19 protein-coding genes are annotated in these 13,430 nt (G+C 62.1%); 8 read left to right on the top strand and 11 right to left on the bottom strand.

The genetic code is table 11. The features are described from left to right. Nucleotides 1-101 precede the first annotated feature (101 nt). Nucleotides 102-1,505 carry a S1 family peptidase gene (locus JNE37_RS21080; protein WP_203064717.1) on the top strand — a complete coding sequence of 468 codons (1,404 nt, stop codon included), beginning with the start codon at nt 102-104 and terminating at the stop codon, nt 1,503-1,505. On the opposite strand, the gene JNE37_RS21085 is transcribed toward JNE37_RS21080, so the two are convergent. The 10 genes from JNE37_RS21085 to JNE37_RS21130 all read right to left on the bottom strand — a co-directional run bounded on the left by JNE37_RS21085 (nt 1,489) and on the right by JNE37_RS21130 (nt 9,258). Then, a complete protein-coding gene (locus JNE37_RS21085; RefSeq protein WP_203064718.1) occupies nt 1,489-2,382 on the bottom strand; it encodes a hypothetical protein in 894 nt (297 codons plus the stop codon). The two genes, JNE37_RS21080 and JNE37_RS21085, sit on opposite strands and share 17 nt — an antisense overlap. After that, nucleotides 2,379-2,822 (bottom strand): GcrA family cell cycle regulator, encoded by a 444-nt coding sequence (locus JNE37_RS21090; RefSeq protein ID WP_203064719.1) that lies wholly within the window; start codon nt 2,820-2,822, stop codon nt 2,379-2,381. Before JNE37_RS21090 ends, JNE37_RS21085 begins: the two co-directional genes overlap by 4 nt. Then, complete coding sequence (locus tag JNE37_RS21095; RefSeq protein ID WP_203064720.1) at nt 2,819-3,511, bottom strand: hypothetical protein; 693 nt, start codon at nt 3,509-3,511, stop codon at nt 2,819-2,821. Before JNE37_RS21095 ends, JNE37_RS21090 begins: the two co-directional genes overlap by 4 nt. Continuing rightward, nucleotides 3,508-5,370 carry a DNA cytosine methyltransferase gene (locus JNE37_RS21100; protein WP_203064721.1) on the bottom strand — a complete coding sequence of 621 codons (1,863 nt, stop codon included), beginning with the start codon at nt 5,368-5,370 and terminating at the stop codon, nt 3,508-3,510. Before JNE37_RS21100 ends, JNE37_RS21095 begins: the two co-directional genes overlap by 4 nt. Next, the gene (locus JNE37_RS21105; RefSeq protein ID WP_170267270.1) at nt 5,367-5,507 is read right to left on the bottom strand and encodes a hypothetical protein; all 141 of its coding nucleotides are present in this window, start codon (nt 5,505-5,507) and stop codon (nt 5,367-5,369) included. Before JNE37_RS21105 ends, JNE37_RS21100 begins: the two co-directional genes overlap by 4 nt. Nucleotides 5,508-5,509: 2 nt before the next feature. Next, nucleotides 5,510-6,688 (bottom strand): DNA polymerase III subunit beta, encoded by a 1,179-nt coding sequence (dnaN, locus tag JNE37_RS21110; protein WP_203064722.1) that lies wholly within the window; start codon nt 6,686-6,688, stop codon nt 5,510-5,512. Nucleotides 6,689-6,780: 92 nt separating this feature from the next. Further along, nucleotides 6,781-7,197 carry a hypothetical protein gene (locus JNE37_RS21115; protein ID WP_203064723.1) on the bottom strand — a complete coding sequence of 139 codons (417 nt, stop codon included), beginning with the start codon at nt 7,195-7,197 and terminating at the stop codon, nt 6,781-6,783. Nucleotides 7,198-7,580: 383 nt separating this feature from the next. Continuing rightward, complete coding sequence (locus JNE37_RS21120; protein WP_203064724.1) at nt 7,581-8,750, bottom strand: GapR family DNA-binding domain-containing protein; 1,170 nt, start codon at nt 8,748-8,750, stop codon at nt 7,581-7,583. Beyond that, a complete protein-coding gene (locus JNE37_RS21125) occupies nt 8,750-9,064 on the bottom strand; it encodes a hypothetical protein (RefSeq protein ID WP_203064725.1) in 315 nt (104 codons plus the stop codon). The genes JNE37_RS21120 and JNE37_RS21125 overlap by 1 nt, the downstream gene beginning before the upstream one ends. Further along, nucleotides 9,061-9,258: a helix-turn-helix domain-containing protein gene (locus JNE37_RS21130; protein WP_203064726.1), complete on the bottom strand. Its 198-nt coding sequence runs from the start codon at nt 9,256-9,258 to the stop codon at nt 9,061-9,063. Before JNE37_RS21130 ends, JNE37_RS21125 begins: the two co-directional genes overlap by 4 nt. 94 nt (nt 9,259-9,352) lie before the next feature. Between JNE37_RS21130 and JNE37_RS21135 the strand changes: the two genes are divergently transcribed. Continuing rightward, entirely contained in the window at nt 9,353-10,066 is a 714-nt protein-coding gene (locus JNE37_RS21135) for a helix-turn-helix domain-containing protein (RefSeq protein WP_203064727.1), read from the top strand. A 303-nt stretch (nt 10,067-10,369) separates the two neighbouring features. On the opposite strand, the gene JNE37_RS21140 is transcribed toward JNE37_RS21135, so the two are convergent. Next, nucleotides 10,370-10,540 (bottom strand): hypothetical protein, encoded by a 171-nt coding sequence (locus JNE37_RS21140; protein ID WP_203064728.1) that lies wholly within the window; start codon nt 10,538-10,540, stop codon nt 10,370-10,372. A 233-nt stretch (nt 10,541-10,773) separates the two neighbouring features. Between JNE37_RS21140 and JNE37_RS21145 the strand changes: the two genes are divergently transcribed. The 6 genes from JNE37_RS21145 to JNE37_RS21170 all read left to right on the top strand — a co-directional run bounded on the left by JNE37_RS21145 (nt 10,774) and on the right by JNE37_RS21170 (nt 13,430). After that, the gene (locus JNE37_RS21145; protein ID WP_203064729.1) at nt 10,774-11,115 is read left to right on the top strand and encodes a hypothetical protein; all 342 of its coding nucleotides are present in this window, start codon (nt 10,774-10,776) and stop codon (nt 11,113-11,115) included. Then, nucleotides 11,116-11,391 (top strand): hypothetical protein, encoded by a 276-nt coding sequence (locus JNE37_RS21150; RefSeq protein ID WP_203064730.1) that lies wholly within the window; start codon nt 11,116-11,118, stop codon nt 11,389-11,391. A gap of 87 nt (nt 11,392-11,478) precedes the next feature. After that, a complete protein-coding gene (locus tag JNE37_RS21155; RefSeq protein ID WP_203064731.1) occupies nt 11,479-11,679 on the top strand; it encodes a hypothetical protein in 201 nt (66 codons plus the stop codon). Beyond that, nucleotides 11,679-12,197, top strand: coding sequence for a siphovirus Gp157 family protein (locus JNE37_RS21160; protein WP_203064732.1), 519 nt, complete (start codon nt 11,679-11,681; stop codon nt 12,195-12,197). The genes JNE37_RS21155 and JNE37_RS21160 overlap by 1 nt, the downstream gene beginning before the upstream one ends. Nucleotides 12,198-12,200: 3 nt before the next feature. Continuing rightward, a complete protein-coding gene (bet, locus tag JNE37_RS21165; RefSeq protein ID WP_203064733.1) occupies nt 12,201-13,163 on the top strand; it encodes a phage recombination protein Bet in 963 nt (320 codons plus the stop codon). Nucleotides 13,164-13,220: 57 nt separating this feature from the next. Then, entirely contained in the window at nt 13,221-13,430 is a 210-nt protein-coding gene (locus tag JNE37_RS21170; protein WP_203064734.1) for a hypothetical protein, read from the top strand.

Consider the following 13,430-nt stretch of genomic DNA (forward strand, 5'->3'; position numbering starts at 1 on the left):
CGCTCAGTTTGCGCCGCCTATCAAGTCCATCCTGCTTTCGTTGCTCGCTTGTGCGCAGAAAGAGAGAGTGCGACAAAGGCATAGAAATGCGGGCTCAGGACATGCGTAGTATCAGGCTGTTTCTTGCGTTATTTATCGCTGTTGTGATTGCGTTTGGTGGCGGCTCGGCTGTCGCCAGTTTTCAATCGAGCAAGACTTGGTTTGACCACCTCTCGATGGAAGACCGCCTTCTGCTGCAAGGCAAGCTTGTGTTGTTAGGCCTTTACAGCGGCTTGATCGACGGAGAGTTCGGTGCTGGCACATTCCGAGCGCTCGAGACATTCCAGAAGCAGGAATTTGCATTCAGCGATGGGGTGTTGACACCATCCCAGAGTGATTTGCTCGACAAGCAGGCCGCAGCGGTTTTTGGCGCCCTAGGCATGACGGACATCTTCGAGAGCGAGGCGGGCGTGGACATAGTTGTGCCCAAGGCCTTGTTGACTCGAGACATAAAGACACGGTTCGGGAAGCGCTTTACGTCTCCGGATGGTTCACTTTCCATGGAAACCATGCGCAGGGCATTGCCGGGTGCTGGCTTCTCCGCGGCATATGCAAGCGCCAAGGCACCTCGTCCGGGCTTGGTGGTCAAGTATTCCACCTACACCGAAAACCGCTTCGTGATTTCGGGGCTCGAGAACGGAAGCTTCTTCTATCTGATGACCTACAACACTGGCGACACCAGCGTTGGGTACCGCGTCACATGGACAAATCAGCTCGACAAAGTTGGTCCCGTTGTCGCTACGTTTGCTGCGTCGACGTTCTCCCCGAGCCATTCCCGAGAGACCTCTCCTGTTGCCGCTGGCGCGACCGAAACGCCCACCACGCCGGCGCAACCGGAGCCAGCCATCTACTCCGGATCCGGCTTCTTCTTCGCTCCCAGCGGAATGCTGGTGACCAACGCACACGTCGTAAACTCTTGCGCCACTATTGAGGTACCCGGCTACGGCGAGGCCACCGTTCTCAAGGCAGACAAAGAGATTGATCTGGCTGCCCTGCAGCTAAAGTCCGGTCGGAGCCCAGCGTGGGCAACCATCAGGGAGAGCGCGCCGGTCCTGGGTGAAGACGTGATTATGCTCGGCTATCCCCTCGCCGACCTTCTGAATTCATCGCTTAACGTTGGAACCGGAATTGTATCGGCCGAAACGATGGCGAGTGGCGTTCGCGGCTGGTTTACAACCAACACCGGGATTCAGCCTGGAAACAGTGGCGGCCCGATACTTGACGGGTCAGGGCTGGTCGTAGGCGTCGCCGTCGCTAAGGTGAACGACAAGACGCTCATTGCCGAGGCAGGCACAGTCGCACCCAATGTTGGATTTGCCATTAGTTCGCGGGTGCTTTTGGACTTCCTCTCGATCTTCCAACATGGGGCCGAGCCGGGCGGGCAGAAGGACAAACAGCTGCATAGCACGAAGGACCTTGTCAGCGTGGCACGCCGTTACACAGTGCAAATTATCTGTCGCCAGTAGGTTGTGTTCGCGCTCGTTCGACGATGTCCCTGCGAAACGCCCACTGCATGTCCGATGTCGGCGCCTTTTTGCCCATGATTGCCTCGCATGTTCTCCACAGGTCGCGGTCCCGCTCTCGATCCAGCTTGACCATCGCGACGGCCGCCGCCGGGGCTGCGCCTCGCTCAGCCATACCTTCCCATCCGCGATTGGCTATCCAGGTCGAGAGCTTCTTGACGTACCGCCGCTGGTGGTCGACACGCACGCCGCTGACCCGGCACGAGGCGGCGAATGAGTCAGCGAAAACCTGGGCGCCGGTGCGGCATGCCAACTGCTGCAGTGGGTCGAGCTTATCGAACTCTCGCCGGGCTTGCGCTTTGAGGCTATTGGGGTGCTGAGGGAAGACTGACCAGACCTGATCGAAAAGCACGTCGGCATCGTCGCCCCCCGACAGGGGGGTTAGGGGGGTATTTCTAGTCTCTTCTGTATCTGTTGGTTGGTTGCGTTCGACTGCGTTCGCTTGCGTTCGCTCTGGTTCTGTTGCGGTCTTTTCAGTCTTCTTGCGCGCGCGCCATTCCTTCGCTCGCTCACTGGATCCATCCTCTCGCTTCGGCTGGCGCTTCTCCCAACTCGCGAACCTACCGTTCACAATCATGCCTTTGTCAGTCATGGCGGCGATAACCGCGTCGACCCGCTCCGGGTCACAGCCGAAGAAATAGGCTAGGCCCTCAGCGTCGTAGCCATCGATTGAGCCACGGTCATCTGCCTGAGAGGCTCTGTCCATAAGGGCCCACGCGATGGCCACGGCGATGCCGGGCGCCACGTCGGCTCGCCTTGCGATGCCCAGCCATTTGGGGTCGGTGGGCGCGCCGTGCCAAGATCTGAACCAATCCGTCATTTTTCAGCGTCCGAACGATAGCCGACGCTGGCATGCGCGGCGCAGAACGAGCCGCGCGCCACCTTGCAGCCGCAGAAGAGATAGGGCTTGGTGTCGTTGATGGGCCAGGCGCAAAGATCGCGCGTCAGCTCTTCCAGGCTGATCGGCACGGTGCCCGGCAGTGCGTGCCACATCTCCGCTGCGGCAATGGTCGGCTGCGGCTTCTCAACGACCGGGAGCGGCTCTCGCACCACTTTCGGTCTGGGCGGCGGCGAGACGCGCACAACGGTCGGGCGTTGCTTGACGCCTTTGAGGCGGCTCAGCTTGCCGGCCACGGCACTGCGAGTAACGCCGTCCCCCAATTCCCTGGCAATCACCGTCAGGCTCAAGCCGTCGGCCCAGAGGGCGCGGAGGCGCTCGACGCGCCCTTCAGTCCACGTGTCGGAGGTGAAGTGCTTCATTCCGCGGCGACCTCCACCCAGGACAGCAGGCTGTCTTGATCACGAGCAGCCGGAGGCACGTCCTCGTCAGTCTGGGGGAAGACTTTGCAGGCTTCCTTCCAACTAACCCAGCGCACCGGAACTTGTTTAATGGGGCGCTTGTCGCGTTCGAAGATGAACCAGGCGAAGCACATGCCTGCGTTGGACAGCTTCGGCCCGTCATAGCCATGCCGATGCATCATCGGCAGGCGTTCTCCAATCACATGGACTCGGCGAAGACCGACATGCGGAAACCATCGCATCCGTCCTTCGCTTTCCAGAAAGGCGAGACGCAGAAGCAGGGCGACGTAGGGCGCGAATCCGACGGCACGCTCGACATACTCCTCCACCCCGTCAAAGGGCGGATTGGTGACGATGCCGAATGGTTCCTTTGGCGCGTGGACGTCGGCGAGGTTCGAGAAGAAGTCGACCTCGCCGACGCTGTCTGGACACCCCCACCAATGCAAGTCGGTGGCCGCGACCTCAAATCCGCGATTCCGAAGAGGCAAAACGAGAGCACCGTTTCCACAAGACGGTTCCCAAAGGACGCGAGGCACGCGCCTCCCCTCGGCCACGAGAAGAGACGGAAGGGCGGCGAACGGCGACGCATAGAAATCCGGCCCTCGCGTTGCCTTTGACGCAGTTTTGTTGCCGGTGAGCATGGCAGTCATTCTGCCGCCTCCATCAGTTCGCGCCGGCAGTTTGCCTCGGCCAGCAGCTGCACCATGCGCGGCGGCACCGAGTTGCCCACCAGGTGGCCGATTTCGGTCTTGTTGGGCTTGCGCCGCACCTTGCGACCGCGCCCGTCTGTGACCTCGATCTCGTGCTGGAGCGAAGCGGGATCGAATCCATGCGCCCGAGCGGCCTCCAGCGGGTCGAGCATCCGCATGCAGATGTCGGTGATGACCATTGTCTGGCCATCGACCTCGACGGTGACGATGCCGTGCCGGTCATTGACCGTGACGGTGCGCAGCGGCTCGCGCGCGTCGTGATTGTTGTCGCCCGAGCCGTAATAGGTCTGGAGGAACGGCATGATCAGCATGTCATGCCCGCCGCCAGCCGACTGGGCCGGCAGCGGCTCGCGCGCATCATGTTCCTTGCTCGTTCCGCGCAGCGTGGCAATCACCGGCGCGATCTGCGTCACGCCCCGCTCGCCACCCGTCGTCAGCGTAGGCATGGGCTCGCGAATGTCGCTCCCGACTACGCCAGTATAGTGCTTGGCGAGAAAGGCGGAGACGATGGCTTCTTTGCCGCCACCGGCCACCTGCGTACCTGTCGGTTCTTCGATATCCTTGACGCGCGGCGCCTGGCCCTCGCGCTCGCCATAGCCGGTCTGGACCATGGTGGCCGCGACAAGCGCATGCCCCTGCCCGCCCGCCATCACCGTGTTGAGCGGTTCACGCGGATCGAAAGCGACTGCGTTCTCGCTGAACTTCGCCAGATGCACAGCGGAAAGGATGCGGTCCTCCTTCGTGGATGTGGTGCTCAGCGGCTCCCGAACGTCCCTGGGTCCGGTCTGTGCAGCGCGGCCACCTGCGCCCGCCAGAACCGGAGCAAGCACGGCAAGCTCGCCTCGATGCGCGGTCGTCAGCGTCCGCAGTGGATCGTTGATGTCGTGGACACGCACATCGCCAACATGGGTGATCGGCACAATGAACGGATCGTTGGCCTCGATGACTTTCTCGACCACACCGCGCGCGATGCGGCGCTTCGTTGCATCGGCCAGCTCCTTGTCCCGCCCGAAGATCGATCGCATCGGCAACGACCAGTCGATGATGGTGTTGGCTCCGACCCACGGTTTGAGGCCCAGGGCCTTGGCCTTGTCGCGTGGCGCGTGTGTCCGGGACGGCCAATGGATGACGCCGCCGTCGGCACGGCCGACGCCGAACAGCCGTGTGCGGATCGTCGGCACCCCATAGTCGGCGCAGCAAAGGTTCTTGAACTCGAAGCTGTAGCGCAGGCTGTGCATATGCTTGAGCCAAGCGCGCCAGATGCGTCCCTTGTGGCGCGGATCTGGGATCAGCCACTGCTCCGCGACCGGCACCCTCTCGCCCTTGGCAGCGACGCTGCCGTCGAGCCGCAGCACGCGGCCGGTCGCCTTGTCGCGCTTGGCGATCAGCGGCCCCCAAGTCGTGATCTCGCGGACGTTCTCCAGCGTCACCACCTCCGGACGGACGGTGCCGCACCAGCGAGGGATCACCCACGCGAGTGAGCGGCGGCGCTTGCTGACGGGCTTACTGCCCTTCGCGACGCTAAAGTGCGTGCAGTCGGGAGATGCGTGGAGATTGCGCACGCGGCGCCCCTTGGTCGCGTTCTTCGGATCGACCTCGAACACGTCGCAGCGCAGGTGCGTCGTGTGCGGGTGCCGCGTCTCGTGCACGGCGATGGCGAGGGGGTCGTGATTGACGGCGAGGTGCACGTGGAAGCCAGCGTCCTCGAGCCCGTCGCAGCCGCCCCCCATGCCGGCGAACAGCACCACGGTCATGCGGTCATCCAGGTTCCAGGACTGGGAGGGAAGATGCTTGTTCATGCGCGGACGCTCCCGAGCAGGCGCTTCCGCTTCAGGGCGGCGCGCAATTCGTTGATCTTGAGGTTGAAGGCGTCGGGCGACCGGTAGCGCGACCTGCGCTTGATCTTGACCCGGCCGATGCGGCAATGCGGGTCCATGGCTAGACCCTCATCGGCATGATGACGCGGGTCATCGTCTCGTCCTCGTCCATCACGAGGAATGGGCTACTGGCATCGATTTGGCGGAGGGTGACCTTGCCGGTGCAGTGCTTGAGCACGTCGAGCAGATATGTCGCCTTCAAGCCGAAGTCCGCCTTTGCGCCCGGCCAGGTGGTCGATAGCACCACGGACGCGCTGCCATGGTCCGCGTTCTTGGCCTCAACCGCCAGGCGGCCATCGCGCTCGAAGAAGCGGAGCGCATGGGCCGAGAACTTGGAGAAGATGACGCTGACGCGGCGGAGCGCTGCCGTCACCTCAGGGAGGTCGAGCGCATAATCGAACCGCACATCGCTCGCCTTGGGCGTTACGCGGTCGATGTCCGGATACGTGCCGTCGATCAGCTTCGCCCGGATCACCAGGCCCGGCGCAACGAATTCAATCGCGGCACCGTCGGGGACGCGCGCCACACTGTATGCCGTAACGTCCAAGCCGGCCGTGTGCTTTTCGAGCAGGCCGACAACCTTCAAGGGGATGATGCGGCGGGCTGATGACTGCCCCAGCGACTTGCCCTCATAGAGGTTGACGGCCAGACGGTGCCCGTCGGTCGCGGCGAAGCGGCGCCCGGTCGTCCCGATCTCCCAAAGCGCGCCGTTGATGTAGTAGCGAAGGCCATCTGTGCTGATGAACTGCGATACCTTCGCCAGCGACGCGGCGAGCATGCCGTTGGTGAAGCGCTCGATGGTCAGGCCGCGCTCGCCTGGCAAGCTCGGGAAAGCATCTGACGCGAGAACGACGAGATCAAAGGCGGCGCCATCATCGAAGCGCAGATCGAGGTTCTCATCGCCGCGGGGAGAGATCGTCACATTGGACGAGCCGGCGACGCGGGCAATGTCGCCGAGCACCCTCGCATCGACGCAGCCGGACCACGCACCGCCCGCATCTTCCACGTCGACCGTGATGATCACCTCGATTTCAAGGTCTGTGCCGCTGATGATCAGCGTCGTGCCTCGGATTTCGAGCTTCGCGCAGGAGAGGGTGGGATAGGCGTTTCGCCGCTCGGTGACGTAGTTCACCACCTGCAGCGCCTTGGCCAGCGCCCTACCCTCGACGGTTGCGAAGGGCTTGGCAGCATCCCGTAATTCAGAGCGAGCAACATCGTTCGTTGCGAAGGCAACGTTCATCGGTCTGTTCCTTTCATGTTAGGGGAGCCGGGACGGGCAGATGTTCCTTAGTCCGACCTGCCCCGGCCCCATGCGGCGAGCGCCGCTACTCGTCAGTCGGAGCCGTCAGCTCCGGCGCGATCCATTCCGCCAACCCGTTCCCGCGCGAGATCAGCCAGTTGGCGACCACGATACGAAGCCGGGTCGGCAAGAAGCGCCGCCAGCCGAGCTTGACGGGCTTTGCTTCGTTGCAGTTCAAGCGCGGCCTCCTTCCGGGCGATGGCCCGCAGATCTTCGATTTCATAGTGGTCGATCCGTTTGGCTTCCTTGCCGTTCCAGATCGACCGAACGCGACGCTCGGTCCATGCGCGCGGACGTTCACGCAGAACGTCGGGGTTGGCCTGCGCCAGGTGTCGTTCACGACCCTTGAGTGCCTGGAAAGCCTCGCCGATCGCAGCCTTGACGTTGCGGCTCGCCGATACCGGGAAGGCTTCTTGAAGAATTTCAGTCGCTAGAGTGGCGTCAGTCATGGGCGCCTCGTCCTTGGATGACTCGTCCAAGCTCTTGGGTGAGAAAGCCACGTCCTTGTCCTCGCTCGCTGGCATGGTGGGTCCATGCCACGGAGGCGAGATTGGAAGGACGATGCTGATGATGAAGCGACTTGGAGAGACCTTGCCGGGAGCACTCCGAGCGCTTGCGAACGAGATTGAGGAAAGAGCGGGCGCAGCCAGCAGTTGCGAAGAGCGACTGCGCCCGCAGTGCGACCATAGCCAGGGAGTTATCGGCCATGATCGGGAGGAGGAGCGAAACAGAGGCGGTCACGGTAACCACCCCGAAATTTGAAGGGCGATGATCGCCGCCGCGCCACCAAGAAGGACGGCAATCATGAGAAGGCCTGCGAGCGCGTTCTTGATCATGCTGCGACCTCAGCTTCCAGACCCAACATTTCCATGATTTCGGAGACGCGATGCGCAACGCTCGGCAGCTTCATCAGCTTGTTGGCGATGGCCTTGCGCTCATTTGCCGTGAGGGCGCGCGCGGCGAGGTTCCACCGAATGACGTCGGCGAGCGGATCGCTGCCGGCATATTCCGTGACGGGGTATTCAATCCCCAGCTCGCGGGCGATCGTGTAACGGGCCCGACCGTCGAGAACGTCATCGCCGATCTTGACGATGGAGCACTTCACACCGTTGGCGCGGATGTCATCCGACAGTTCGGCTCGGCCCGGCCCCCACAATTCAGGGAAGCAACGGGAGAGCTCATGCCAGCGAACCGGGGCAGTCGGGCAGCGCTCAAGCCAGGTGGCGCCCGGGGCGCGCGGCACTTCACGGCCAGCCGACGAGTTGTTGAGGGGAGCGACACCTGCGGATATGCCACCCCCCTCTCCTGCCAGCGTGCTTGGGGGCTCGGGGCTGGCGGGAATGGAATGGGTGAGGACGGGCGCTGCTCCACCAGCGGCTTCAACATTCCGCCCGTCCTCTGCGGAGGCCTTTTCAGGTTCCGCGCTCTGAACAGCCGTTTCCGGCTGAATTGGGTGCTGGCCTTCGTCGCCCTCCGCGCCAGCGAAAGAGGTGCAGCCCGGAGCATCGACGGAAGTGCTTTGGAGATCGATGGTGTCCGTGCACGACTGCTCAGCCGTTTCCGGCTGGGGTTCGTTGTTTGCACTTTCTGCAAAGAATTCGGTGCCTACGGGTTCGATGATCTCGCCCGTGGCCATATCGATGGTCGCATCGCCAACCGACATGGTGGTACTGGCGCCGGTCGATGCCTGGAGATTGCGCAACGGATCGGACGCATGCGTGTGCGTAGCACGCGGCGTGCCAACTCGACCCTTCGCGCTGTCGTAGGCTTCGAGGTAGAGATCGAAGATAGCCTCGGTCTCGTTGAGCTGATTAGGGTCGCTCGACCGTTTCTCGACATAGACCACCAGCTTGCCGAGCACCGTCTTATCAAAGCCGCTGCCCTTGGCCTCGGCATAGATTTCGCGGATATCGGCATTGATCGCCTTCGCCTCTTCTTTGAGGCGCATGATGCGATCGACGAAGGCAACGATCTGATCCTGGGCGACGCTGTTGTCGGACATCAGAAACTGACCTCCTCGACTTCGGCGGGTACCCGATGATCGTCGCCGTTCCAGAAATCGACCTTGCGACCGCCGAAGTAATTCGCAGCATCATGCTTGCGCTGGCCGTTGCGCCGAACACCGGCGGTCGACTTCGACTGCCCCAACGAACGTCCGTGCTGATTGGCAAAGAACGCGACGCTCCCCGGATGGCCGCCGCTGGCGAGCGCGATCTGCCGCGCCGTCATGCCAAGTTCGATGCCTCCGTCGATCTGTGCCAATCGTTGCTCGGTGTTGGCGCGATACCACCAGCCTTCTCGAAGGGCTCGCGTCATGCCGCGACCTCGCGCTCTGCAAAGAAGTCCGCCGGCTGCACTTGGCCGCCGGTCGCCTCGCAGATTTCCTCGATGATCCCCTTCGTGAGGTTCTCACCGCGGATGTACCTATGAACCTGCGCCCGACTGCGCTTTATGCGCTTCGCAAACGCAGTGACCGTCGTATTGTCGCGGATGTAGGTTTCGAGCTTCATGTAACAATATTTGCTACACATAAAGCAGCGCGTCAAGTCATATGTAACATTTTATGGCATAGTCGAGAGGCCGGCCATGCTCAATAAGTGTCGCATGGCTAATTGGCTCGCACCTTTTCTCGCAGTATCGAAGCTCTCGCAGGAGCAGCTGGCAGATGAACTCGGCGTGTCACGCGCGACGATCAACCGCTTGGCCAATGACCACTCGAAACTCAAGCTTGACCGTGCCCGCGAGATGGCGCGACTTCTCGGTACGACGGTTGAGGCCTTGATGCTGAATGATCCGAGCGCCGGTCAGGACAGCGACCAAGCGGCCGAGATCAGACCTTCCGGTACTGGGCTGGTCCCGGCACATGTCGCCGGCACAGTTGAGGCTGGCGCATGGCGCGAGGTGGACGAGCTGGACCAGTCCGATCTCCAGTGGATTTCGCTTCCGCCCGACCCGCGATTTCCGAATGTCACCCAAGAGGTCTACGAGGTCTCGGGTGACTCGATGAACAGCCTTGAGCCCTTTCCCATTCTGCCGGGATCACGAGTCGTGGCACTTCCCTATGAGGAAATTGCAGGCCGCGTCCCCTTGCGTGACCGCCTGGTGGTTGTGGTGCAGCGGACTCGCGACGGCGGGCATACCCGCGAACTCTCCATCAAGCAGGTTGAGTTCTATGGGGACCGGATCGAGTTTCACCCGCGCTCATCCAACTCCAAACACAAGCCTATCGTGGTCCAGCACGATTCCTGGGCCGACAACGGGATAACTGTGGAGGTGAAGGCAGTAGTGACTCGAACCATGAACGAGCTACCGTTCTAGCTACTGGCCCGAAAACTTCACCCCAGGTCTGGCACTTCACCGTAGGTCGCGATCACGACCGGATCGTCAAAGTCCCCGGTGGTCGCATCCCCCTGACGGGAGAATGCAATGACCGCCGGTCGCGTCGTGGAAATCCTCGCCGCCAACTTCTGGCAATCCTCATATGATCGCGCCATCTTGGGCTCATCTGGCACAAGCGAACCACGCTTGCCTCGTCGATACCCCTGCACGACGTACCAGGTCTCCGATCCGCCCTTTAACTTCGCGACAGGCACCTCTGCCCGATACTCCGGCTCCCTCGCGTCACGCTGCACGGCTCGCCTCCATTATCTTGAAGGCGACGATCTCGGCATAAACGGCTTCGCATTTTGGGCAGCGAAACACCAAGTCGCGCACGAAGGCGCTCTCGATGAGTTCCTCCCCGTCTAGAGGAACCTCGTCGCCAGCCGGAATCGGCAGGTCCTGCTGGTACATCTTCAGGCAGTGGCTGCACCGAACGTGCAGAAGAATTGATCTCGCGTCACACATAAACGCCCCCAATTTGTTCTTGTTATGTTCTCATTGAGACTCGATTTCGACAGCTTGTCGAATCGAATCTGTCGCCCCTATGGCAATTTTCCACATGTAGCAGTTTTTGCTACATCTTGCTTGACAGTGTCGCATTTATTGTTACATTTTTCTCCATCAGATCACCGATGGAGACCGACATGGCCGCCGAAATCACAGTACGAGTTGGAACGGACCGTAGTGGCAAGACGCGCGATCTCATGCTCTTCGTGGCGCTGCCCGATGGTCGCGAGGTCGTTTGCGACCTCTGCGAGTGCAGTTGGGCCGCTGAATACATCAAGGGCCGGACCGGCATCGACGCGACCGAGGCGATTGTTGCTGCCATCGAGCGCGACGCGGTGCCGAGCATCTATCAGCATGTCGACGCCGACGCGCTGAACTTCGCTGCATTCCATCGCGCCCGGCTCGACGCCGAGGCCGGGCTGGTCGCCCTCGACGGCGCGATTGCTGCCATCCCCTCCCTCTTCCCGGTGGAGGCGTAGATGGCACGCGAAGCGAAACATACGCCCGGGCCGTGGGGCTACGAACGCATCACGACCAGCGGCATCGACAAGTTTGCGATCACGGCGCCGCATGCTTGCATGACGGCCAGCAGTCCACTTGCGACTGTGTCGGATGTTTTAGGGGATGGCGAACCGGATGCCCGCCTGATCGCAGCCGCTCCTGAAATGTTGGAAGCGCTACGTGGCCTGCTGAACGGAGACGTTAGAGCAATTGCCCTTGGCGAAGCTGCCATCGCAAAGGCGGAGGGCAAGTGATGGAACGCATCACCATCGCAGCCTACTCGGCCATGCTGCTGGTCGCGGCGACCACGTTCTGCGCCGCCGTCATCGTCGGAGGCTGGAATGGCTTCTGATCGCCTCCCCAGACCGACGCTCCGCGTTCACATCACCGATCGCGGCACCGGCATCCTCGTCAAGGACGAGGCGCCGGCCGAGTTCCCCAAGTCCCTGCCCTGGCGCGAATTCATCGCCATGGCCCTCATCTGCGCCCTCACCGGCTTCGGTGTGTACGTGGCGCTCGCTTTCCGCACTGGAGGTCTGTGATGACCGAAGTCGAATTCAAGGTTCGGCGGCAGACCGAGGCCGCGAAGCTGCTGCTTGTGTCGCTCCACGAAGCTGGAGCGGCTGACGATGAAGAGCTGCGCGCCGATGCAATCGACGGCGAAACCGATCTGAATGAAGCTCTCGCGGCCGCGCTGGCGGAGATCGACGAGCGCGAAATCCTGATCAAAGGCCTTAAGGCCAAGGAAGGGGAATTCGCTGAACGCCGCGACCGCGAGGAGCGAAGCGTCGAGCGCATTCGCACTCTCATCGAACAGGCGTTGCTCACTGCTGAGCTGCCGAGCATGAAGCTGCCGACGGCCACTCTATCGATAGCGCGCCGTAAGCCTGGCGTCGTCGTCACCAACGAAGCGGATATCCCGTCTCGCTTTTGGGTCATCCCCGATCCGCAGCCGAAACTGGACAAGAAGGCCTTGGCCGATGCCTTGGCCGCCAACGAGAACGTGCCAGGCGCGTCCCTGGACAACGGTACCGTGTCCCTCACCATTCGGAGGAAGTAGGCGATGAACGCCATCACTCAGTTTGCCTACACCAGCTCCCAGCTTGCGGTCATCAAGCAATCGGTCGCCAAGGAATGCAACGGCGAGGAGTTCAATCTCTTCATGGAAGCGGCCCGCTCCTACGGGCTCGACCCTTTCCGCCGGCAGATCATTCCTCTGGTGTTCAACAAGGATGCCAAGGACCAGTCTAGGCGCCGCATGTCGATCGTCGTCTCGCGCGACGGCCTGAGGGTCGTTGCGCAGCGGTGCGGTAACTACCGCCCCGCGTCTGAGCCTGCAGAGATCATCTACGACGAAGACCTTAAGGGGCCAACCAACCCCAAGGGCATCGTCATGGCCCGTGTATACCTCTGGCAGCAGGACAAGCGCGGCGACTGGTTCAAGGTCGTTGGCGAGGCCATGTGGGACGAGTTCGCCCCCCTGTCATACCCTGCCGATGCATGGGAGTGGCACGACACTGGGGAAGTCTACGAGGACAGCGGGAAATCGAAGAAAGCCAAGCGCCTAAAACCCGGCGCCCTCCAGGTCCTCGACGGCTCTGGCAACTGGCCGAAGATGCCCGTCGTGATGATCACCAAATGCGCCGAGGCCCAGGCTCTGCGTGCTGGCTGGCCGGAACAGTTCGGCGGCATTTATGCCGAAGAAGAAATGGACCGCGCCAAGGTCATTGACGCGACCGCTACGGAGATCGTCGAGGCCGAGCGCGAAGAACAGCGCATGCGCGCCATTGGCGCAAACGACAGCATCGTCGTCACCTGGGGCGACAACTGGCAGCTCGACAGCGTGCCGGTTGGCCAGTTCTTCGACCGCGCCGCCGAGTTCGTTCAGCAAGAGGAGCCTGCACAGGTTTCCCGTTGGGCCTCGGCTAACCAGGTCGGTCTCCGCCAGTTCTGGGCCAAGCACCCCAGCGATGCCCTTGAGCTCAAAAAGCTCATCGAAGGCAAGACCGCGCCCGTTGCGGCGTAACCCATTCCCACCAGCAAGGGCGGCGGGTCAGCTTAACAAGCGCCGCCGAGTTATTCGATGAGCCCGTCTGAGGATCACGTGAAGGCTGCGGAGCAGGCGTTGAGCGCCATCCGCACGGCCGACGACTACGACCGCTGGCACGACACGTACGCCCATGGTGAGCAGTACGTCGAACTGCCCGACGCCTATGCAGCCCGCATCGAGCAGTTGGCCCAGCGGGGCCGCGAGCGGGCGATGAGCCACACTTTCCCGTTGCTGGCGGGCTGA

This window comes from Paradevosia shaoguanensis (assembly GCF_016801025.1).
Lineage (GTDB): Bacteria > Pseudomonadota > Alphaproteobacteria > Rhizobiales > Devosiaceae > Paradevosia > Paradevosia shaoguanensis.